The organism is Sphingomonas yabuuchiae (genome assembly GCF_001477495.1).
Taxonomy (GTDB): Bacteria; Pseudomonadota; Alphaproteobacteria; order Sphingomonadales; family Sphingomonadaceae; genus Sphingomonas; species Sphingomonas yabuuchiae_A.
In genome coordinates, this window is sequence record NZ_LDTF01000062.1 from 23617 (window position 1) to 45796 (window position 22180).

Consider the following 22180-nt stretch of genomic DNA (forward strand, 5'->3'; position numbering starts at 1 on the left):
TCGTTTTGCTGCGATAAGCCGGTCAGATGGCAGACATTCCTCAGACCCCGCTGCTCGACACGGTGCACACCCCCGACGACCTTCGTCGCCTGGCCCCCGAGCAGTTGCGGCAGCTCGCCGACGAATTGCGGACCGAGACGATCTCGGCCGTCGGCACCACCGGCGGCCATCTGGGCTCGGGGCTGGGCGTCGTCGAACTGACCGTCGCCCTCCATTATGTCTTTAACACCCCCGATGACCGGCTGATCTGGGACGTCGGTCATCAATGCTATCCGCACAAGATCCTGACCGGGCGGCGCGAGCGTATCCGCACCATCCGCCAGGGCGGTGGCCTGTCGGGCTTCACCAAGCGGTCGGAAAGCGAATACGACCCGTTCGGCGCGGCGCACAGTTCGACCTCGATCTCGGCGGCGCTCGGCTTTGCGGTCGCCAACAAGCTGGCGGGGACGCCCGGCAAGGGCATCGCCGTGATCGGCGACGGCGCGATGTCGGCGGGCATGGCCTATGAGGCGATGAACAATGCCGAGCAGGCGGGCAATCGCCTGGTCGTCATCCTGAACGACAACGACATGTCGATCGCGCCGCCGGTGGGTGGCCTGTCGGCCTATCTGTCGCGCATGGTGTCGAGTCGCGAGTTCCTGGGCGTGCGCGACGTGCTCAAGAAGCTCGCCAAGCGCTTCCCGCGCACGATCCAGAAGGCGGCGCAGAAGACCGACGAATTCGCGCGCGGCATGACCATGGGTGGTACGCTGTTCGAGGAGCTGGGCTTTTATTATGTCGGCCCGATCGACGGCCACAATCTCGACCATCTGATCCCGGTGCTGGAGAATGTCCGTGACGCGGAGCAGGGGCCGATCCTGATCCACGTCGTCACTAAGAAAGGCAAGGGCTATGCCCCGGCCGAGGCGGCGGCGGACAAATATCACGGCGTCCAGAAGTTCGACGTCATCACCGGCACACAGGCCAAGGCGCCGCCGGGACCGCCCGCCTATCAGAATGTCTTCGGTGAGACGCTGGCCAAGGAAGCGGACAGCGATCCGCGCATTTGCGCCATCACCGCCGCCATGCCGTCCGGCACCGGGCTGGACCGGTTCGCGAACGCGCATCCGGAGCGGTTCTTCGACGTGGGCATCGCCGAACAGCATGCGGTGACCTTTGCCGCCGGTCTGGCGGCGCAGGGAATGCGGCCCTTCTGCGCCATCTATTCGACCTTCCTCCAGCGCGCCTATGACCAGGTGGTCCATGACGTCGCGATCCAGAACCTGCCGGTCCGCTTCGCGATCGATCGCGCGGGTCTGGTCGGGGCGGACGGCGCGACCCATGCCGGCTCGTTCGACGTCACCTATCTGGCCAGCCTGCCCAACATGGTGGTGATGGCCGCGGCCGACGAGGCGGAACTGGTCCATATGGTCCATACCTGCGTCAACCATGACAGCGGCCCGATCGCGGTGCGGTATCCGCGTGGGAACGGCGTCGGCGTGGAGCTGCCCGAGACGCCGCAATTGCTGGAGATCGGCAAGGGTCGCGTCGTGCGCGAGGGCAAGAAGGTTGCGATCCTCTCGCTCGGCACCCGCCTGGCCGAGGCTTTGCGCGCCGCCGACACGCTGGAGGCCAAGGGGCTGTCGACCTCGGTCGCCGACCTGCGCTTCGCCAAGCCGCTCGACGAGGCGCTGATCCGCCGGATGCTGACCACGCATGAGGTGGCGGTGACGATCGAGGAGAACGCGATCGGCGGCTTCGGGGCGCATGTCCTGACCATGGCGTCGGACGAAGGGCTGATCGACGGTGGCCTCAAGCTGCGCACGATGCGCCTGCCTGACATCTTCCAGGATCAGGACAAGCCCGAGGTGCAGTACGCGCAGGCCGGGCTGGATGCAGATGCGATCGTAGAGACGGTTCTGAAGGCGCTGCGCCACAACAGCGCCAACGTCACGGAAGGCGCGCGGGCGTGATCCGTGGCTGGACCGCCGTCATCGTCTTCACGACGCTGGCGGTGGTCATGATGGTCGGGCTGAACGTACGCATGTGGCGGCGGATGAAGGCCGCCACGGCCGCCGCAAAGGCCGAGGCGGAGCGGGAGGCGATCGAGGCCGATCAAGACCTCCATTCCCGTTCAGCCTGAGCGAAGTCGAAGGCCACGGGCGTAGCTGAAAACCAAACTGTTCCCCGGCGAAGGCCGGGGCCCAGTTTCGGCGCGACTGCGATGGCGCGGTGATTGCGCGTGGGAGGCGATCGCCGCCGATGGCTATAGCCTCCCACTCGTCGTTCCAATTCCCTCTCATCTTCGTCGAGACTGGGCCCCGGCCTTCGCCGGGGAGCGTCAAGTGGTAGGGTTCTTTCTTTGGCTCAGGCGGAACGGGTAAGGGGCTAACCCAAACACTCACCGCCCCAGATAATGCGCCTGCGCCGCGTCGGTCGCATTCACCGCCAGCACCGCCCGCGCTTCACTCGGCGATAAAGGCCCGGACGGCGATGGCCTGTCCATGCCGCTCGCCGCGATCACTCGGCCGAGCAGTTCCTGTCCTTCCTGCCACCAGCCCAGGCCGCTCGCGGCATTGATATGCCCCTGATGTCCGGCATCGACGAAATGACTGCCCCAATCGACCGCGAGGCTGTGCGCGCGGTCGAGCGAGATCCACGGGTCATCCTGGCTGGCGACGAGGATCGAAGGGAAGGGAAGCGGCGTTCGCGGGCTGGGGGCGAAGCCTTTCAGTGCGTCGGGCGCGTCGGTGCGGTCGACATCCGCAGGCGCGACCAGCAGGGCGCCCGCGACCGGCCAGCCATAGGGCTGTGGCGACAATTCCGCCCACCAGGCGACTGCCAGACAGCCCAGCGAATGCGCCGCCAGGATCACCGGCGCCTGCGCCTGCCGGATCGCCTGGTCCAGCCGCGTGACCCAGGCATTGCGATGCGGGGTCGACCACATGCCCAGCTCGACACGGATCGTATCGGGTCGCGCCTCTTCCCACAGGGATTGCCAGTGCGAGCGGCCAGAGCCGCCGAGACCGGGGACGGTGAGGACCGTTGGCTTGCGGGCCTCATAGGATGCGAACGAACCCATATGGCATCTCCTCGATAGGGCCGGGTCGACTCCCGATCCTGCATGGGAAGATATTCCTACTAATCTAATAGGCAATAGGCGATGCGCCCGGTGGATGACGGCTTGCGACGGACCGAGGCGGCTTGTAGGGGCGGGCGATGGCCAAGCAGCGTGTCGACCAGATGCTCGTGGATCGCGGACTCGTCGAATCCCGGTCCCGCGCGCAAGCGCTGGTGATGGCGGGACTCGTTTTCTCGGGTGAGACGAAGATCGCCAAGCCCGGCCAGCAACTGGCCGAGGACGCCGTGCTCGACGTGCGCGGGCGCGATCACCCCTGGGTGTCGCGCGGGGGGATCAAGCTGGCGCATGGGCTGGAGCATTTCGGCTGGGACGTGACCGACGCGGTCGCGATCGACGTGGGCAGCTCGACCGGCGGCTTTACCGATGTGCTGCTGCAAAAGGGCGCCGCGCGCGTCTATGCGGTCGACAGCGGCACCAACCAGCTCGCCTGGTCGCTGCGTCAGGACCCGCGCGTCATCGTCCATGAACAGACCAGCGCCCGCATCCTGACCGAAACGCATATCCCCGAACCGGTCGATATCATCGTGTGCGACGCCAGCTTCATCGGGCTGGCCAAGGTGCTGGAGCGGCCGCTGAGCTTCGCGAAGCCCGGCGCGCGCCTGCTTGCGCTGATCAAGCCGCAGTTCGAGGCGGGGCGCGAAGAGGTCGGCAAGGGCGGGGTGGTCCGCGATCCGACCGTCCACCAACGGGTCTGCGATCAGGTCATCGCGTGGCTCTCGGACAGCGGCTGGCAGGTCGCGGGCGTGACGCAAAGTCCGATCACCGGGCCCGAGGGGAATATCGAGTTTTTGGTGGCCGCATCCCGAAATTGAACGGGTAAGGTCTGATTGGCGTTGAGCTTTCCGTTTACTGTGCCCCGACCCTGGGGCAGATCGACGGGCATCATGGCGAAAGAGGGACGAGTGGGCACGATCGCGTCGAAGGGCCAGTTGCGCATGTCATTCCTCCGCTGGGCGGTCGTGATCGTTCCGCTGATCCTGCTGCTCGGCTTCGCGTCGGGCCGGGTGGTGCCGTCGGGCAGCGAGAATGGCTGGTACATGGCGCTCACCAAGCCCGAGCTGAACCCGCCGGGCTGGGTATTTCCGGTGGTGTGGACGACGCTCTACATCATGATCGGCCTGGCGCTGGCGATGATCGTCCATGCGCGCGGCGCAAACGGACGTGGGGTGGCGATCGGCCTCTTCGCGGCGCAGTTCCTGCTCAACCTGTCCTGGACACCGTTGTTCTTCGGGGCGCACAAGGTGCGGCTGGCGCTGTTCGTCATCATCGCCATCCTGTTCCTGGCGATCGCCACCACGGTGGCCTTTTCGCGCATCCGCAAGGGCGCGGCATGGCTGATGGTGCCCTATCTGGTCTGGCTGTCCTTCGCGGGCGTGCTCAACTGGCGGATCGACCAGCTCAATCCGGATGCGGAAAGGCTTGTGCCGGGGGCGCAGACCTCCCAAATGCTGTGAAACGACTTTTGGGAATTTGATATGCAGGCCGACAACAAGCTGTTCGACGATTTCGCCAAGGTGATGAACGGCCTCGCGGGCACCGTGGCGGGCATGGGCCGCGAGGCCGAGGCGAGCGCCCGGACGCGCGCGCGTGAGTGGATCGGCGGTCTGGACTTTGTCAGCCGCGAGGAATTCGAGGTCGCCAAGGCGATGGCCGTTGCGGCGCGGGACGAGGCGGATGCGTTGAAGGCACGTCTGGACGCGCTGGAAGCGCGGCTGAACGGCACGACGGACGGGGCGACCGCCGGGGTGGAATCCTGACCGGCCCGAGATCGGAGCGGACTCTGTCCGGCTCGACCGGCCGGGCAGCTATCCACAGCTTTCGGCACTCGACGGCTTGCGGCCCGGCCCTGCGCAGTGCAACCTGCGCTGGTCCGGGTTTGTTCGCAAGGGCTTCTGATGCTTGAATCGACCGATCATGAAGCCGAAGAATCGGCCCCCATCGACATGCTGGAGGCCTATTTCGCCGCGCATGGATGGGAACATGAGCGCCACGACGAGGAGATCGTCGCGACGGTCAAGGGCAGCTGGGCCAGCTACGAGCTTCGTGCGCTGTGGCGCGACGACGACAGCGTGCTGCAATTCCTGGCATTCCCCGACATCAAGGTGACCGACGACCGCCGCTCCAGCATCTATGAGGCGCTGGCGCTGGTCAACGAACAGCTGTGGATTGGCCATTTCGAGCTGTGGTCGAACAGCGGCATCCTGCTCTATCGCCATGCCGCGATGGTCGATGGCGGCGAGGACGGGACCATCTCGCTGTCCGCCACCGAATTGCTGGTCGAGTCGGCGATCGAGGAGTGCGAGCGCTTTTATCCGGTCTTCCAGTTCGTCCTGTGGGGCGGCAAGACCCCGCGCGAGGCGCTGGCCGCCGCGCTGATCGAAACCCAGGGCGAGGCGTGAGTTTTCCGGTCGGGCCGATCTGGCTGGTCGGGTGCGGCAACATGGCGGGCGCGATGCTGCGTCGCTGGTTGTCCGAAGGGCTCGACCCTGCACAGGTGACCGTCATCACGCGCAGCGGCACGCGTGCGCCCGAGGGTGTCCGCTCGCTGACGGCACTCCCGGTCGACGAGACGCCGGCGATCCTGATGCTGGGATTCAAGCCGCAGCAGCTGGGCGACATCGCGCCGACGCTGGCGCATCTGAACCCGGCGATATTGGTGTCCATCCTGGCTGGTGTCGAGGAACGGACGCTGGCCGGCCACATTCCGGCGGACGCGGTGGTGCGGATGATGCCCAATCTGCCCGTCGCGATCGGGCAGGGGGTGACGGCGCTCTACACCAGCTCGACCGATGTCGCCGTCCGCGATGCCGCCGAAGCGCTCGCTCGACCGCTCGGCCTCGCCCCCTGGGTGGAGGACGAGTCGCGGTTCGATGCGGTGACCGCGCTGGCGGGCTGTGGGCCTGCGTTCGTGTTCCGCTTCATCGACGCACTGGCGCAGGCCGGGGTCGGGCTGGGCCTGTCGCCCGAACTGGCGCAGCAACTGGCGCTGGCCACCGTCGACGGGGCAGGGGCCATGGCGATCGAAGCCGACGCTCCGCCCGCCGTGCTGGCGGACCGTGTGGCGAGCCCGGGCGGTTCGACCCGCGAAGGGCTGAACGTGCTGGACGCGGATGACGCGCTCAAGCGGCTCATGGCCGAGACGCTGACCGCTTCGGAACGGCGCAATCGCGAAATGGCGGCTGCCGCGCGACGCTGAGTCTACGTTCGCGCGAAGACGCAAAGCCGCGAAGAAAATTGTGTTTCGTGCGGAGAGGGATGGCCAAAGGCTATCCTTTTCCTGCCACCGGTAACGACAAAAGCATGCTGGAGTTGCGCCTGTCACAACTCCGCGTCCTCTGGCGCCTCCGCGCGAAAACGCCTTCTCTTCGTGCCGTCGCGTCATCGCGCGAACAGAAAATCAGCCGTCGTTGGACCGCAGATCTTCGATCCGGGCGCGTTCATTCTCCGGAATGAACCCCTCCAGCACCGTCCAGAACCCCGTCACGGCCTGCTGACCCGCGCGCGCATAGGCCTTGGACAGCTTTTCGCGCAGCGCGTCGAACAGCTCGGCTTCCATCGCCGCCCCGGTCGGTGTCAGCCGGAGCAGCCTTTGCCGCCGGTCGCGATCGCCTGGGCGCGTCTCGATCAGGTCGCGGCTCGCCAGTTCGTTGAGCACGCGGCCCAGCGATTGCTTGGTGATCGCCAGCAGCGACAACAGCTCACTGACCGTCATGTCGGGCTTGCGCGCCATGAAATAAAGGGCGCGGTGATGGGCACGGCCCAACCCCTGCGCGGCAAGACCGCGATCGATCGAGCGCACGAGATGGCTATTGCCGAAATACAGCAATTCCATACCCCTGCGGAGTTCTGGTTCGCGGAGAAACTGTGCCGATGCGGACTGGTTAGAGGCAGCCATGTTGACCCGTCTACTCACACGCCCTAGGCCACGGCAACCCAAAACAGAGAGATGACCATGGAAGCGCCCCAAGCCCTTACGTTTCGTTTCGATCCGTCCGCGACCCCCGTCGCGGCGAGCGAGCGGGCGGCGCGTCTGGTAGACCCGGGCTTCGGCCGCGTCTTCACCGATCACATGGCGCTGATCCGCTATAGCGACGAAAAGGGCTGGCACGACGCACAGATCACCGCGCGAGCGCCGCTGAGCGTCGATCCGGCCGCTTCGGTCCTGCATTATGCGCAGGAAATCTTCGAGGGCATGAAGGCCTATCGTCTGGCCGATGGCGGCACTGCGCTGTTCCGGCCCGAGGCGAATGCCCGCCGCTTCCAGGATTCGGCGCGGCGCATGGCGATGCCCGAACTGCCCGAGACCCTGTTCCTGGAATCGGTCGAGCGGCTGGTCGAGATCGAGCGCAATTGGATCCCCGAACAGGATGGCGGCGCGCTTTACTTGCGCCCCTTCATGTTCGCCAGCGAGGTGTTCCTGGGCGTGAAGCCCTCGGCCGAATATCTCTACATGGTCATCGCCTCGTCGGTCGGCGCCTATTTCAAGGGCGGCGCGCCTGCGGTTTCCATCTGGGTGAGCCAGGGCTATACCCGCGCGGCGCCCGGCGGCACCGGCGCGGCCAAGTGCGGCGGCAACTATGCCGCCAGCCTGCTCGCGCAGAAGGAAGCGATCGCCAATGGTTGCGACCAGGTGGTGTTCCTCGACGCGGTCGAGCGCCGCTGGGTCGAGGAGCTGGGCGGCATGAACGTCTTCTTCGTGTTTGACGACGGATCGCTGGTGACCCCGCCGCTGACCGGCACGATCCTGCCCGGCATCACCCGCGATTCGATCCTGACGATCGCCCGTGCGCAGGGGCTGACCGTGCGCGAGGAGCCCTATGCCATCGACCAGTGGCGCGCCGATGCCGCCAGCGGTCGCCTGGTCGAGGCCTTTGCCTGCGGCACCGCCGCCGTCGTCACCCCGATCGGCAGCGTCGCCGAGCCCGCGGGCCGCTTCACCATCGGCAGCGGCGGCCCCGGCCAGCTGACGACCCGCCTTCGTGAACAGCTGGTGTCGATCCAGCGCGGCCAGGCTCCCGACCCCCATGGCTGGATGCGCCGCCTGGGCTGACGATTTCGAGGCAAATAGGGCTTTTCAACCACGGCGCGCCGAGTATAAGGCGCGCCTCTCCACTGGGGCGTCGCCAAGCGGTAAGGCAACGGTTTTTGGTACCGTCATACGCAGGTTCGAATCCTGCCGCCCCAGCCATCTGCCTGAAATCTCAGCCAATTGGCTGCTAAGTGTCTGAAGACGCTGGCTTACTATCAGGTTCGGCCATTGGCACCTGCACAATCTTGCATCGGATTGTGCCAATGCGCTGGCCGGGAAGGCCGCGGCTTTGGACTGTCTTCAGCATGTTTACCGGCGCGGGCACATATTCTGGTGGCGGCGAATTCACCGTTTATTGGACAATTGTGCCCTGGATGTCCGGCTGTCGCTGCGGACCTTCGGCTTCACCACCGGCGAACGTGATCAAACAACTGATGCCCCTCGCCAAACGAACGGCGATGCCCGAGCCCGTGCCGCACGCAAAGGTACTTCGCTGTCGTCGCGCGCCAGTTGCGTCACTGGCCAGCGGCGGATGCGCTGGAGTTGGTGGAACGGCTGCGCGCGGAGGTGGCCGTGAAACCGGGCCAAACGGTGCGACTTGGCATTTGATCAGATATGCGGGGTGGCCGCTGCCACCCCATTCGATCGTCAGAATGCGGCCTCGTCGGTTTTCGGTGCCCGCTTCCAGGATGATGGAATTGGTGCCCATAACTCTGCTGCCGCTAAGCGTCTGCCACGACATATGGGACATCTGGGGCACCGGGTTGGATTGACATCGCTTTCGGGGCAATGGGCCGCCACGAGCGGCAGCCATCCGCTGCGCGGTGATGGTAGCCGCTCCGGTCAGGCGGCGCGGCCGAAGGCGTCGTCATACTCGTCTGGTCCACCCTGCGCCAGGTCGAGCGCGAAGCCGCGAGTGCGACTCTGTTGGTCCAAGACCGAATTCTGCTTTGCCTTTGCGGCTGGGGCTGCCTTGGTCCGACCCGCCGCCGGTTTGCGGGACGCGGCTGCTTTGGCGGGAGCGGCATCGTCGCTGATGCGGAAGAAGGCGATGCTCTGTTGCAATTCGTCCGCCTGGCTGGCCAATTCCTCGGCGGTCGAAGTGATCTCTTCGGACGCCGACGCATTTTGCTGCGTGACGGTGTCGAGCTGTTGCAAGGCCTGATTGACCTGAGACGCACCGACGTCCTGTTCGCGGCACGCGGCGCTGATCTCGGCGACCAGTTCGGCGGTCCGACGGATATCCGGCACCAGCTTGGTCAACATCTCGCCCGCCTGCGCCGCCGCCTGCACCGTGTCGCCTGACACCGCGCTGATCTCGGCGGCGGCGGCCTGGCTGCGTTCGGCCAGCTTGCGTACTTCCGACGCGACGACGGCGAAGCCGCGACCATGTTCGCCCGCACGGGCGGCCTCGACCGCCGCGTTCAGCGCCAAGAGGTCGGTCTGGCGCGCGATTTCCTGCACGATGCTGATCTTGGCGGCGATGGTGCGCATCGCATCGACCGCCTTGTCGACCGCGACACCGCTCGCCTCGGCGTCCTTCGACGACTGGCGCGCGATCTTCTCGGTCTGGGCCGCGTTGTCGGCATTCTGTTTGATGTTGGCGGCCATCTGCTCCATCGAGGCGGAGGCTTCCTCGGCGGCGGCGGCCTGTTCGGTCGCACCTTGGCTTACCTGTTCCGACGATGCGGAGAGCTGCTGGCTGCCAGCGGCGACATTGTCCGCCGCGCTTGTCGCATCGCCCACCACGACCCGCAGCCGTTCGACCATCGACACCAGCGCATGGCCCAGCTTGTCGCGGTCGGACAAGGGGGTATGGTCGATGGTCAAGTCGCCTTGCGCGATCTGGTCCGCCAGGGTCGCGGACTTGCGCAGTCCGTTCGTCATCGCGACCAACGCATGTCCCAGCCGATCCTTGTCCGACAGCGGGACATAATCGACGGACAGGTCGCCGACCGCGATGGTATCGGCCAGCGTCGCCGACTTGCGCAGGCCGTTCGTCATCGCGACCATCGCATGGCCCAGCCGGTCCTTGTCCGACAGCGGCTTGTGATCGATCGACAGGTCGCCCTGCGCGATGGAGTCGGCCACGCCGGCGGTCTGACGCAGATTGCCGACCATGTCGTTCAGGGCGTTGGTCAGCAGTCCGACTTCGTCGTTCGACTGGACGGCGGCGGTCTGGGACACATCGCCCTGTGCGACCGCATCGGCCAGATCGGTGGCTTGGCGCAGGCTGCGGCGGATCGCCTTGGTGACCACCAGTGCCACCGCCGATGCGACGCTCAGGACGACGAGCGCCACGACCAGCATCAACCAGTTGAGGGTGCGAGACAGCGCAGCCCCGTCGGCCCGTGCGGTTTCGGCGGCTTTCAATTGATAATCGGACAGCCGGCCGATCTGCGCCGTGGTCGGATCAATTCCGGCATACATTTCGCTGTCCGCAAAGCGGACCAGCGCGGCGCTGTCGCGCGCCAGGATTATGGCATTCAGCCGCGCTACCGTCTGATCCGACTGGTTCATATTCTGGCGAACCTGTGTGACGACCGACCGTTCCTCGTCGGTCAGGCTGGTCTGCATATAGGCCGCCCAGTCCCGGTCGATGGTCCGTTTCGCATCGGCGACGGAGGCGCTGGCTTGTGCCCAGTCGAGCTTGCCGGCACGCAGCTTGTGCGTGGTATCGACGATGTTGATGGCATAGGCGTCCGATACCGTCTTAAGTTGACGGACCGGGACGAGGCGATCGTCATAGATGGAGGTCATGGCCTTGGTCAGCGCATTCATGCCGTAGAAGCCAGCGCCGCCGATGATTGCCGCGATGGCAATTCCCGATGCCAGCTGGATCGTTAGGATCCGCGTGCCAATGGAGGTGAATTTCGCGCCAGTGGGTTGCATGACTACATTCCTAAATTTTGCGGAAAGCGTAGAAGGCAAGACTTAAGGCGCGGTAAAGCAGTCGCACGTTGTTGATTTCGCACGATTCGTCAGCGACATGCCGATTCGTTTCATAGGCCGACGGATCGATCATCTGCTCAGATATTTTTTGAAATCTTTTAGTTGGCTGCGTTTGTTTCGTGCGAAATCAGTCGGATACACCAAAGCAACTCAGTCGACCATGTCGCGATGGTGCGGTAGACCCCCGATCAACCTGACAGGATCTCGCTCTTTTACAGAATGAGATATATAAATGACGGTATGATCCGGCGGCCAATGACGGCGAGGTCCTTTTGCCTCCGCCAGTCTGCCACCCAAGGCGATGCCGATGTGGAAACAACCGATCGGGTCGCGCTTGAAACGTTGACGCTTCGGCCTGTCGCCTTCGATGTTCCGCAGACATAGCTCGAGCCTGATCGGTCGACCGCAAAATTATCCACCGTCTCGACGGAAATGCTCGTCTGCTTCATCTTGAGCGATGAGGGGAGCCGCGTGAGTTCGCATCAGCTTGTCGCTTGGGTCGGTCGCTACATTCTGCCGCACGAACGGCAGTTGCGGGTCTGGCTGCGCGCGGCGTTTCCGGCTGTTGACGTGGATGACGTGGTACAGGAAACCTATTGCCGGATCAGCAGGCTCGATGGGGTCGCCCATATCGACGACCCGCGCCGTTACTTCTTCCGTGCCGCGCGCAACGTCGTGCTGGAGCAGATCAGGCGTGAGCGGGTCGTCAGCATCGACGCGGCGAGTGGGCTGGCCGAGTTGGACAGTGCACCCGACCTGTCCCATTCGCCCGAAGAGATCGTCGCCGAACGGCATATGCTGGCCCGGATCGAGCGGCTGATCGATGCGCTGCCGGACCGGGCGCGGCAGATTTTCCGGCTGCGCAAGATCGACGGCATGGCGCAACGCGACATCGCGATGCGGCTGCATGTTCCGGAAACCGTAGTCGAAAACGACGTCGCACGCGGCCTGAAGCGAATTTTGGACCAATTGAGCGAGGAAGAAAAGGCCGAGCTTCCCATCCGTCGTCCGTCGCGGAAGGCGCGCGCGGCCCGCCGGGGGGCAGTGAGCGAGCGATGATCGACGATATCGCCTGTCGCTGGGCCGCAGCGATCGACCGGGGCTTGGATAGCGACGAGGAGGCCATGCTGGCCGCGTGGCTGGCGGAGGATGGTCGGCACCGGGGGGCTCTTCTGCGCGCAACAGCGGCCCTGAGTCTGCTTGATCGTGCCCGCGCATTGTCGGGGCTTTCGGGAGACGAGGAGGTCCCGCGTGGAGATCGACGCCATTGGCGGCGGTGGGGCGGCGGCGCGATGGCGGCCGCGCTCGTCGCCGGGCTGAGCCTCGGGTTCTGGCCCGACCGGGCGGAGCGTATCGATACGCGGATCGGCGAAATCCGGCGGATGCCGCTCGCCGACGGATCGGTCGCGCTCGTCAACAGCGGTACGACCCTGCGCGTGGCCTTTACACCCGCCGAGCGGCATATCGATGTCAGCAAGGGCGAGGCCTGGTTCCAGGTCGCGCATAATCCGAAGCGGCCATTCGTGGTGGCGAGCGGATCCTATCGGGTCCAGGCGGTCGGCACGGCCTTCGATGTCCGACGGGAGGGCGAAGCCGCCCGTGTGGTGGTGACGAAGGGGGCCGTGAAAATCTGGTCGGTCGACAGCGTCGAACCCCCGCGCCGCGTGTCCGCGGGCGAATGGGCGGTCTTGCATCCCGGCCGGATGGCCGTGCGGGCGATGGAGCCCCAGGCCTCGGACCAGCAGTTGGCGTGGCGGGAAGGGCGCATCGTGCTCGACGATATGACGCTCGGGCAGGCGGTGGCGGAGTTCAACCGCTACAACAACGACAAGCTGGAGGTCGCGCCGCAATTGGCCGGGCGGCGGGTCGTAGGCTGGTTCCGCATCTACGATGTCGACGGCTTCGCGGCCGCCAGCGCTGCCATGGTCGATGGTCGAGTCGAGCGTAACCAGGTGCCCGGCAAGGGCGATGTGACCCGGATTATTCCCCAGTAAAACCGTTTTGAAAAATTTGGCGACGTGGTGACGGAAACGGGGCGGCCGCGCATCCTTTGGATCAGCGCCGTATGAAGCGCGTCAAAAAATTTCTGGGAGGGGTGCCATGCGAAGCCAGATTCTGACCATTCCGCTTGTGTCGACCATAGCGATTGTCGCCGGGATCGCGTCGCCCGCCGTCGCCGCGCAATCGACGGTCCGCAATTTCGACATTCCCCGTCAGCCCGCAACAACCGGACTGGTTCGCTTCGCGCAGCAGGCAGGGATTCAAATCCTCGCACCGAGCGATGTGACGCGCGGCCAGACCGTGTCGGCCGTCAAAGGACAGCTGAGCATCGAGGAAGGGCTGAAGCGATTGATCGGGCCCAGCCATCTGCGGCTGGTGTCGTTCGACGGGCGGACGGCGGTGATCGGGGCGGGTAAGCCGGCGGCGACGCGGACGGTGGGCTACACCCTGCCACAGGACGCTGGACCCCGACCGGGCAGCACGCCTGCTGCCATGGTGGACGATGGTTCGGCCGCCGACAATGTGCAGGCCGATGATGGGGCGCAGAACGAGATCATCGTAACCGGCAACACGTCGGACCGTCGGACGCTGTTCAACTCCTCATCCAACGTCACGCTGGCCAGCGCGGCGGACCTGCTGCGCAAGGCTCCTCGTTCAACGGCCGAGACGCTGGAACTGGTGCCCGGCGTTTTCGTCGAGGGCACGGCGGGGCCGATCTCGAACAACTATTCCGTGCGCGGCCTGCGCGGCGGCGGCCAGACCTTCATCACGCTGGAAGAGGATGGCATGCCGATCCTCTATGGCGGGGGCGGCGCGGACTTCTATTTCCAGAACGACATCACCATCAACCGCCTTGAGGCGGTCGAGGGCGGCACGTCGGGCGTACTGGCCCCCAATGGCGCGGGCGCGACGATCAATTTCATCTCGCTGAAGCCTAACCATGACAAGGCGACGGCGATGGTGCGCTACACCGGCACCACCTATGGCGACCTGCGCGCCGATGGCTATTTCTCGGCGCCCATCGCCGATGGCTGGGCGTTCAACGTCGGCGGCTATGTGACCTCTCAAAAGGGTGTCCGCCGTACGCCGTTTACCTTCAACGCCTATGACGTGAAGGCGATGCTGGAGAAGAAATTCTCCAATGGCGGGCTCGTCCGCTTCACCGTGAAGCATGGCGACAAGCATTTCCCCTATTACGCCGGGATGCCGTTCCGCGTAGCGGCGGACGGCACGATCAGCAGCGTGCCCGGCCTGGACCTGCAGCGTGACGATGCGGGCGGGCGCGGCTTTACCCAGTTCCTGGTGCCCAACGCGCCCGCGACCGGCGAGAGTCTGCGCCGGTTCAGTTCGGCCGAGGGTATCCATGTGAAGGCCAACACCTATCGCATCGATGTCGAGGTACCGGTCAGCCCCAGCCTGCGCCTGTTCGGCCGCGCGCGCTATCTGGACGGGTCCTATGATTTCAACGGCATCTTCCCGGGCAGCGGGTCGGGAACCGCGGGCCTGACCTCGGCGCTCAACTATCTGACGCCCGCGTCTTCGCCATTGGCCGGGCTGACCCCGCTTCAGGGTTCGCCGCTGACCTATTTTCAGGTTGCGGCGCTCCGCTTCCCCGGCGTCGCGCAATATGGCCTGCGCAACATCCGCACGGGGCAGGTGATTGCGGCATCGAATACTGCCGCGCTCAACGCCCTAAACGGCAATGGTCTGCTCCAGCAGACGGTGCTCAATCACCAGACGCTGAAGACCAAGGATTTCGGTAGTGACTTCGGCGCGAAATGGGATTTCGGCGGCGGCAATATCGACAACTCGCTGACCGTCGGCGGCATGGTCTATAATGTCCGTCGCTCCAACAACCAGTCCGCGGTGGCGACCGTGCTGAACGATGTTCGCAACGACTCGAACGTCTATGACATGGTCGCGCTGAATGCGGCAGGCGGCGTGCTGGGCTCGCTGACCAACAACGGCATGGTCAATTACGGCAATTGGGGGCAGGGCCTGTTCAACGATGAAGTGACGTCGCTGTCGGCCTATTTCAACGACGAATTGACCATCGGCGACCGGCTGCATATCGACTTCGGTGCCCGCTATGAGCATCAGCATGTCCGGGTCGACATCGGCAACAGCGCCGCCGTCAACGCCGCCGTGCCCGCGGGAACGCCGGGCCTGTACGACAATGTCGGCAGCACGTTCAGCGGCACCTATACCCGCCAGACCGCCAATTATTCCGACTGGGCCTATACGGCGGGCATCAATTACGAGCTGACCGACCATGTCGCCCTGTATGTGCGCGGCGCGCATGGGTTCCAGACCAATGGCGGCGACACCGGCGGCACCCATGCGCCGTCCGGGCTGACGCTGTACGAAGGCGGCGTGCGGTTCAAGGCCAACGGCTTCAACGCCTCGGCCATCGGCTTCCGCACGGAGTTCCGCGACCAGTCCTATCAGTTCATCAACCCGGCCAATCCGGCACAGGCGAGCAATGCGCTGGCGGACAATTTCACTAATGGCGTGCAGCTGGATGCGACGCTGCGCCCGGTCGAGTTCTTCAGCCTGAACGTGCAGGGCGTCTATCAGGACCCCAAGCTCAGCAATCTGCGCTTCAACGGCGTGGCCCAGCCCCAATATGACGGCAATACGCCGGAGCGTACGCCCAAGAAGCTGCTGACCGTCACCCCGTCCTTCGTCCTGCCCGGCGGGCTGGGCGAGATTTACGGGCGGTACAAATATGTCGGCAAGATCTTCGCCGACAGCGGCAACGGCATTGCGCTGCCCGAATACGGGGTCTTCTCGATCGGGGCGAGCATCGACGCCACGCCACGCCTGAACCTGTCGGTCAGCGTCGACAACCTGACCGATGTGAAGGGCTTTACCGAGGGCAATCCGCGTCAGGGGCAGACGCAGACGATCGTGGACGGCTATTTCTATGGCCGCGCGATCATCGGGCGCAATGCGCTGTTCAGCGCGACGCTGAAGCTGTGAGGGGGAAGGCGGGGTTGCGGCTGTCGCTGGGGCTGGCCGTCTTGCTGAGTCTGACCGGCGCGGCACCGGTCGAGCATTATGCGTTGCGCGAGGGGCTGAACATCAACAGCTTCACGCGCTCCGGCCGGGTCGCGGCGCATGTCGTGCTGCGATCGGGCAAGCAGCCCCGCCTGCTCGTCGCCTTCCCGGCGGGCAATAGCGGCACCGCCCTGTGGTTCGGGCCGCTGGCCCGGGACGCGGAGTGGCGGCTGGAGGGAGAGCCTCAGCCGGTCACGCTCAGCGATGCGAAGGGGCGGCCGTTCCACGGCGTACGCTTTACCGTGACGATCGATGCGGATCGCCTGGTTCCGCGTCAGGCCGTGCTGTCGAGCATCCGTGTCATCCGCGACTATCAGGCGCTAGGTACCGCCCCCGCCGAGGTGCTGACCCCAGCCCGAACGAGCGCCGACACGATCCGCTGGTCGCGCGAACGGCTGGACGGCGCGGCGGGCTATGACCTGTCGATGACGGTCACAGACGGGCGGATCGAAGGCGGCGCGATCGTGGCGGGGAAGGGCGGGACGATCCGCTTCGCCGTGACGGCGCTGACCGGCGAGACGCCGCTGACCCCGCGCGGGGGGGCGGACCTGCTGAACGCCAAGGCGCAGCCCGATCAGGGCGCCCGCAACGCGCTGACCTTCCTCAGCTATGCCGAGAAGTTCCTGGCCGGATCGTGGCGGTTCGATACCTATTTCGGGCGTGATACGCTGATGTCGGTCCGGCTGTTGATGCCTGCGCTGCAACCGGCGGCGGTGGAGACTGGGCTCTCTTCGGTACTGGTACGCCTGTCGCCGCAGGGCGAGGTTGCGCATGAGGAGGATATCGGCGAGTTCGCGATCCTCGACCACCGCAAGGCCGATGCCAGTTCGTCGGACGCGCCGGTCTATAACTACAACATGGTCGACAGCGACTATATGCTGGCACCGGTCGCGCGGGCGTGGCTGCTCGACGATCCCCGGGGGCGGGCGCGGGCGGCGGCGTTCCTGTCGCAGCGGGTGAATGGCGAGACGCTGGGTGCGCGGATGGTGCGCAATCTCCGCTTCGTCCTGCGCCAGGCCCAGCCCTTTGCCCGTGATCCGGTCCCGGCGACGCTGATCGCGCTGAAGCCCGGCATGGATGCGGGCGAATGGCGGGACAGCAATGATGGACTGGCGGGTGGGCGCATTCCCTATGACGTCAACGCCGTGCTGGTGCCAGCCGCGCTGGATTCGGCGGCGGCGCTGGAGGCAAGTGGGCTGCTACGCCCCTACCTGATCGGAGCGGATGCCAAGGCGTTTGCCGAGGCACGGGCCGTGGCCGATATCTGGCGGGCCAAGGCCCCGCCGCTGTTCGACGTCACCCTGGCCCCCGCCGAGGCGCGCCGGGCGGTCACCCGCTATGCCAGCATGATCGGCGTACCGGACGCGCCCGCGCTGGCGGCGATCGGCGACGCGCCGGTCCGCTTCCCGGCCATTGCACTGGATGCGCAAGGGCGACCGATCCCGGTGCAGAACAGCGATCCCGGTTTCGCGCTGCTCTTCGACCGGCCGTCAGCCGAGGCGCTGAAAGTCATGACGAGTGGGTTCCGCGACGCCTTCCCGGCGGGGCTGCGCACGGGGGCGGGGATGCTGGTTGCCAATCCGGCCTTTGCCGACGCGGCGATCCAGCGCAAATTCTCGCCCAATGCCTATCACGGCACGGTGGTGTGGAGCTGGCAGCAGGCGCTGGTCGCGGCGGGGCTGGCCCGGCAATTGGAACGGCGCGACCTGCCCGCCGATGTCCGCGCATCGCTGGCCCGCGCGCAATCCTGCCTGTGGGACGGGATCGAGGCGACGCGCAGCGTGCAAAGTTCCGAGCTATGGTCGTGGCGCTATGCCGATGGCCGCTATCAGGTCGTGCCCTTCGGGGCGGCGGGTGCCGATGTCGACGAGTCCAACGCGGCGCAGTTGTGGAGTACCGTCTATCTCGCGCTGCGTCGCCCGGCGGGGCAGGCGGTCGCCTGTTCGGCCCGTTGATGCTCGCAGGCACGGGGATGATGGGCTAGGCTCGCGGTCATGACGGACAAGCGTATTCGCCGGATCGTGATCATGGGCGGGGGGACGGCGGGCTGGATGACGGCCGCCGCCCTGTCGCGCGCGCTGGCGGGGCAGGGTGTCGCCATTACTTTGGTCGAGTCCGATGCGATCGGCACCATCGGCGTCGGCGAGGCGACGATTCCGACCATCCACTGGTTCAACCAGATCATCGGCCTGGACGAGCGCCAATTCATGGCCGAGACCCAGGCGACGGTGAAGCTCGGCATCGAGTTCGTCGGCTGGAACGGGGAAGGGAGCCGCTATTTCCATCCCTTCGGCACGTTCGGGCCACCGGGCGACGGGGCGATGTTCCTCCACCGCCTGATCCGCGCCCGCGCCGATGGCGACATGGCCCCGACCGAGGCCTATTCGCTGACCGTGCAGGCGGCACGTGCGGGTCGGTTCACGCTCCCGGTGAACGATCGCCGCTCGCTGCTGTCGACGCTGGGCTATGCCTATCATTTCGATGCCGGGCTCTATGCGCGCTATCTGCGCGTACTGGCCGAGCGTGGCGGTGTGCGCCGGATCGAAGGCGTGGTCGCGTCGGTGCAGCAGGATGGCGAGAGCGCATCCGTCCGGTCGCTGACGCTGGACGACGGGCAGGTCGTGGCCGGGGACCTCTTCATCGACTGTTCGGGGCTGCGCGCGCTGCTGATCGGCCAGACGCTGGGTGTCGCTTTTGACGACTGGTCGCATTGGCTGCCCTGCGACCGGGCCTGGGCGGCGCCCAGTGCGGCGGAGAGCGATCGCACGCCCTATACCCGCGCGACGGCGGCCGAGGCGGGGTGGCGCTGGCGCATTCCGCTCCAGCACCGGGTCGGCAACGGCTATGTCTTTTCCAGCCGGTTCCAGGACGAAGAGGCGGCGCGTGCCTCGCTCCTCGCCGGGATGGACGGTGCCCCGCTCGCCGAACCGCGTCTGATCCGCTTCATCCCCGGCATGCGGCGGGAGGCGTGGCGGGCCAATGTCGTCGCGATCGGCCTGTCGAGCGGCTTCCTCGAACCGCTGGAATCGACCAGCATCCACCTCATTCAGAGCGGGATCGCCAAGCTGTTGTCGCTTTTCCCCGCCCGTGATTGTTCGCCCCTGCTGGCGCGTCAGTTCAACCGGGTATTCGGGCAGGAGATGCTGGACGTACGCGATTTCCTGATCCTGCATTACCACGCGACTACGGGCCGCGACGAACCGATGTGGCGCGAGCGGCAGAAGATGGCGATCCCCGATACGCTGGCGGAGAAGCTGGCGCATTTTCGAAGCTCGGGCCGGATCGTCCTGTCGAGTGACGAGCTGTTCCGCGATGCCAGCTGGTTCGCGGTACTCGACGGCCAGGGAGAGCGTCCAGGCGATCATAACCCACTGGTCGAGGTCGTCGGGCGCGACAACAATCTGCACCAACTGGCCGCGTTGCGAGCGGAGATCGCGAAGACGGCCACGGCCATGCCGCCTCTCCCGTAAGGACACCGTCAAATCGAACAGACTGGGCCAGTGCTTGAGGCGGCCGAACATGACGTCGATGCGGCGGCGGCGTCGTGGCCTCGAACGCCGACCGCCTCCTATGTGTTGGGCGTGTCATCCAGCGGTGCCGCCACGCCGATGACCCCAAATTCAGCAATTTGAGCAGAATGCGGTTTTGTCGAAAGCACCAAAACCGCGTATAAAAATGGTAATCGTCTGACGGTTGGAGCCGAAGGCCGCGCTTCGCATCGCCGGACAGGCCCGATTGCAATCGCCCGCCAGGTGGACGATCGTTTTTGCGTTATAGCGAGAGGTGACAACCGGATGGCTTCATCACCCGATTATTATGCCGTTCTTGGGGTATCCTCGACGGCAAGTCGCGAAACCATTCACGCCGCGTGGAAGGCGCTGCTCCGTCAATATCACCCCGATGCCAATCATGGCGCGGACGTTTCGGCTCGCGCGAAAGAGATCAACGAAGCGTATGCCGTTTTGGGGAAGAAAGACGCCCGCGCCGCCTATGATCGCTTGCAGCCCGGGCCATCCATCGATCAGGCTATGGCGGATCGCCCGCTTCACCCGAGGAAGGTTGGCCGGCGGCCGATGCGACCTCACCCATCCATGCAGCCCAGCGGAAGCTTTTCGCAGCCGCTGGAGACCAGCGGATGGCTGATGGGTCTTTTTCTGCTGCTCCTCACCACCGCTCCATTGGCTACGATTCTGGTGCTATGTTACGAGGAGTCCGGGTCGGCATCTGCGGCTGGACATAGCGTGGAGGTTCACCATGGATCTCCGCCTGCCGCCAAAGCTATCCGCACTTTGTCGCGCACGAAGCTCGGGCTTGGACATTCTGCTCCCTGACAAGCAGTCATCATGCGGGCATCACGACCTGGTCTCGTGCTTCCTCCGGAGGTCCCGCTTCACCTGACAACACCCTGCAACCGGCAGGAGCTATGCCAGATCCAGCATCCAAAGATGTGCGCCGCCCGTCACAAACAGGCGTGTCTCCTGGATATCGAACGTGCAATTGCTGCACGTCCCGGGCGTCGGTACGGTGGCGAGATGCGTGCCGGCGGAGTCGAACAGTTCGACGCCCTTTGCCGAACTGCTCCATAACCAGCCGCGCCGATCGACGCTGAAGCCATCGGGTATCCCCTCGGCCACCGTCGCGAACCGGCGTCGGTTCGACAGCGTGGTCCCGTCCCAGTCGAATGCATAGATCGCGACTTCACCTTCACCATGCTCGGGCGTCTGCGAGGCATAGAATATGCGCTGGTCGGGCGAGAAGGCGAGGCCATTGGGCTGCACCATGTCGACCATCCGCTGCACGGAGCCGTCCTTGCCGATCCGACAGATCGCCGTGCGCCCACTTTCCGAACGACCGGGCACGCCCTGTTTGGGATTTTCCAGCCCGAAGGTCGGGTCACTGAACCAGATTGCCCCATCGGGGGCGACGATCAGGTCGTTGGGCGCGTTGAGGCGGCTGCCCTCTGCCGCCCATGCAATTGGGGTCGTGACACCTTTACCGTCGGACCGGCTGATCGCGCGGCGACCATGTTCGCAGTGCACCAGCGTTCCGTCCGGCAGCACGGCATTGCCGTTGATGAACGGCGTTGCATCGAGGAGTACGTCCACCGCACCGTCCTCGCGCCAGCCCAGCACGCGGCGGCCGACGATGTCGCTCCACACCAGCGTCCGCTCGCGCGGCCACCATATGGGTCCTTCGCTCCAGCTTGCCTGATCGTACAGCGTGACGAGCCTGGCGTTACCGAGCACCGCGTGAGCATCGGCATGATGGATCACTGGTGGTGCCACCTCGGTCGGCTCGGGCGGCCCGGGCGGACGCAGTCTTGCCGGTATCAGCAGCGGGGCGAGCGGCGGCGTCCGTGCGTCCGTCATGCCCCGAACGGATCGCGTGTCTGCGCGGCGGGCGACGTGGCGAACTGGATCATGATCTGAAAACAGGGCTCGTCGCCGACCTGACCCGATCGGTGCCCTTTTTCGTCGGTCGTGTTCTGGTCCTGGCCGAAATGAATGTCGCCCGGCCCCATTTCCACACGACTTCCGTCCATCGTCTCGATGAACCAGCGACCGCGCAACGGGATCACCCATTGCGGCTTGGGACTTTCGTGCCAGTCCCCGACCCAGCCCACCGGCAAAATCGCAAAGTTGATCGCGCTCACCTCGCCGGGGAACGGCCGCATCCATTGCGGGTCCGCCCCGCCGCCCACGCTTTTCTGGCCGAAGCCGGTCATCCGCGACAGGTCGATCCGGCTACCGCCATCCGTTCCGGTCCACATATGGAGGAAGGGCAGCACCGGCGGCTGCTCGGCATCGGTGCCATCATTGTCGAGCGTCACCCGGGTCGGCAGGTCGGTCATCCTCGTCTCCTCCACCCTCACGACCCGGCAGGATCGCGAAGCGCTGGTCCAACGGCGTGTGGGCGCGGAGGTTTCATACGCTCGGGAACGTCGTGGGCTTCGGAACCGGTGGCGCGGTCCCACGATTTAGCGCGATCGCCCCGAAGCAGGGCGGACGCAGAAAGGT

Annotated in this window: 19 protein-coding genes and 1 tRNA gene; 15 read left to right on the forward strand and 5 right to left on the reverse strand. The window is 65.6% G+C overall.

Features of this window, described 5'->3' with window-relative positions; all coding sequences use genetic code 11:
* The first annotated feature begins 26 nt into the window (after positions 1-26).
* Together dxs and NS355_RS19015 are read left to right on the forward strand one after the other, a co-directional pair.
* Positions 27-1952 (forward strand): 1-deoxy-D-xylulose-5-phosphate synthase, encoded by a 1926-nt coding sequence (gene dxs, locus NS355_RS11475; RefSeq protein ID WP_058745843.1) that lies wholly within the window; start codon positions 27-29, stop codon positions 1950-1952.
* A complete protein-coding gene (locus tag NS355_RS19015; protein ID WP_167345443.1) occupies positions 1949-2122 on the forward strand; it encodes a hypothetical protein in 174 nt (57 codons plus the stop codon). The genes dxs and NS355_RS19015 overlap by 4 nt, the downstream gene beginning before the upstream one ends.
* Positions 2123-2380: 258 nt before the next feature.
* Here the strand turns inward: NS355_RS19015 and NS355_RS11480 are convergent, their stop codons facing one another.
* Positions 2381-3061 carry an RBBP9/YdeN family alpha/beta hydrolase gene (locus tag NS355_RS11480; RefSeq protein WP_058745844.1) on the reverse strand — a complete coding sequence of 227 codons (681 nt, stop codon included), beginning with the start codon at positions 3059-3061 and terminating at the stop codon, positions 2381-2383.
* A gap of 137 nt (positions 3062-3198) precedes the next feature.
* Between NS355_RS11480 and NS355_RS11485 the strand changes: the two genes are divergently transcribed.
* The 5 genes from NS355_RS11485 (at position 3199) to proC (ending at position 6317) form a co-directional block, all read left to right on the forward strand.
* Positions 3199-3933, forward strand: coding sequence for a TlyA family RNA methyltransferase (locus NS355_RS11485; protein ID WP_084787865.1), 735 nt, complete (start codon positions 3199-3201; stop codon positions 3931-3933).
* Positions 3934-4005: 72 nt separating this feature from the next.
* Complete coding sequence (locus tag NS355_RS11490) at positions 4006-4575, forward strand: TspO/MBR family protein (RefSeq protein ID WP_240456313.1); 570 nt, start codon at positions 4006-4008, stop codon at positions 4573-4575.
* A gap of 21 nt (positions 4576-4596) precedes the next feature.
* Positions 4597-4878 carry an accessory factor UbiK family protein gene (locus NS355_RS11495; protein ID WP_058745845.1) on the forward strand — a complete coding sequence of 94 codons (282 nt, stop codon included), beginning with the start codon at positions 4597-4599 and terminating at the stop codon, positions 4876-4878.
* Between the two features lie 138 nt (positions 4879-5016).
* A complete protein-coding gene (locus NS355_RS11500; RefSeq protein WP_058745846.1) occupies positions 5017-5520 on the forward strand; it encodes a YbjN domain-containing protein in 504 nt (167 codons plus the stop codon).
* On the forward strand, positions 5517-6317 hold the full coding sequence (gene proC / locus NS355_RS11505; RefSeq protein ID WP_275934724.1) for a pyrroline-5-carboxylate reductase: 801 nt from the start codon (positions 5517-5519) through the stop codon (positions 6315-6317). Before NS355_RS11500 ends, proC begins: the two co-directional genes overlap by 4 nt.
* Positions 6318-6518: 201 nt before the next feature.
* On the opposite strand, the gene NS355_RS11510 is transcribed toward proC, so the two are convergent.
* Positions 6519-7016 carry a MarR family transcriptional regulator gene (locus tag NS355_RS11510; RefSeq protein ID WP_056439560.1) on the reverse strand — a complete coding sequence of 166 codons (498 nt, stop codon included), beginning with the start codon at positions 7014-7016 and terminating at the stop codon, positions 6519-6521.
* A 57-nt stretch (positions 7017-7073) separates the two neighbouring features.
* Here NS355_RS11510 and NS355_RS11515 point away from each other — a divergent pair, with 57 nt between their 5' ends.
* Together NS355_RS11515 and NS355_RS11520 are read left to right on the forward strand one after the other, a co-directional pair.
* Complete coding sequence (locus NS355_RS11515) at positions 7074-8171, forward strand: branched-chain amino acid aminotransferase (RefSeq protein ID WP_058745847.1); 1098 nt, start codon at positions 7074-7076, stop codon at positions 8169-8171.
* Positions 8172-8234: 63 nt separating this feature from the next.
* A tRNA-Gln gene (locus NS355_RS11520) sits at positions 8235-8309 on the forward strand.
* Positions 8310-8993: 684 nt separating this feature from the next.
* Here the strand turns inward: NS355_RS11520 and NS355_RS18345 are convergent.
* A complete protein-coding gene (locus NS355_RS18345; protein WP_084787867.1) occupies positions 8994-11042 on the reverse strand; it encodes a HAMP domain-containing methyl-accepting chemotaxis protein in 2049 nt (682 codons plus the stop codon).
* A gap of 492 nt (positions 11043-11534) precedes the next feature.
* Between NS355_RS18345 and NS355_RS11530 the strand changes: the two genes are divergently transcribed.
* The 6 genes from NS355_RS11530 to NS355_RS18350 all read left to right on the forward strand — a co-directional run bounded on the left by NS355_RS11530 (position 11535) and on the right by NS355_RS18350 (position 20494).
* The gene (locus NS355_RS11530) at positions 11535-12161 is read left to right on the forward strand and encodes an RNA polymerase sigma factor (protein ID WP_244489661.1); all 627 of its coding nucleotides are present in this window, start codon (positions 11535-11537) and stop codon (positions 12159-12161) included.
* Complete coding sequence (locus NS355_RS11535) at positions 12158-13096, forward strand: FecR family protein (RefSeq protein WP_058745848.1); 939 nt, start codon at positions 12158-12160, stop codon at positions 13094-13096. Before NS355_RS11530 ends, NS355_RS11535 begins: the two co-directional genes overlap by 4 nt.
* A 106-nt stretch (positions 13097-13202) precedes the next feature.
* Positions 13203-16085 (forward strand): TonB-dependent receptor domain-containing protein, encoded by a 2883-nt coding sequence (locus NS355_RS11540; protein ID WP_058745849.1) that lies wholly within the window; start codon positions 13203-13205, stop codon positions 16083-16085.
* On the forward strand, positions 16082-18118 hold the full coding sequence (locus NS355_RS11545) for a hypothetical protein (protein WP_058745850.1): 2037 nt from the start codon (positions 16082-16084) through the stop codon (positions 18116-18118). Before NS355_RS11540 ends, NS355_RS11545 begins: the two co-directional genes overlap by 4 nt.
* A 39-nt stretch (positions 18119-18157) precedes the next feature.
* Positions 18158-19633 carry a tryptophan halogenase family protein gene (locus tag NS355_RS11550; protein ID WP_058745851.1) on the forward strand — a complete coding sequence of 492 codons (1476 nt, stop codon included), beginning with the start codon at positions 18158-18160 and terminating at the stop codon, positions 19631-19633.
* Positions 19634-19957: 324 nt separating this feature from the next.
* Complete coding sequence (locus tag NS355_RS18350; protein WP_084787869.1) at positions 19958-20494, forward strand: J domain-containing protein; 537 nt, start codon at positions 19958-19960, stop codon at positions 20492-20494.
* A 90-nt stretch (positions 20495-20584) separates the two neighbouring features.
* On the opposite strand, the gene NS355_RS11555 is transcribed toward NS355_RS18350, so the two are convergent.
* The gene (locus NS355_RS11555) at positions 20585-21532 is read right to left on the reverse strand and encodes an SMP-30/gluconolactonase/LRE family protein (protein WP_058745852.1); all 948 of its coding nucleotides are present in this window, start codon (positions 21530-21532) and stop codon (positions 20585-20587) included.
* A complete protein-coding gene (locus tag NS355_RS11560; protein ID WP_058745853.1) occupies positions 21529-22014 on the reverse strand; it encodes a hypothetical protein in 486 nt (161 codons plus the stop codon). Before NS355_RS11560 ends, NS355_RS11555 begins: the two co-directional genes overlap by 4 nt.
* Positions 22015-22180: the final 166 nt, after the last annotated feature.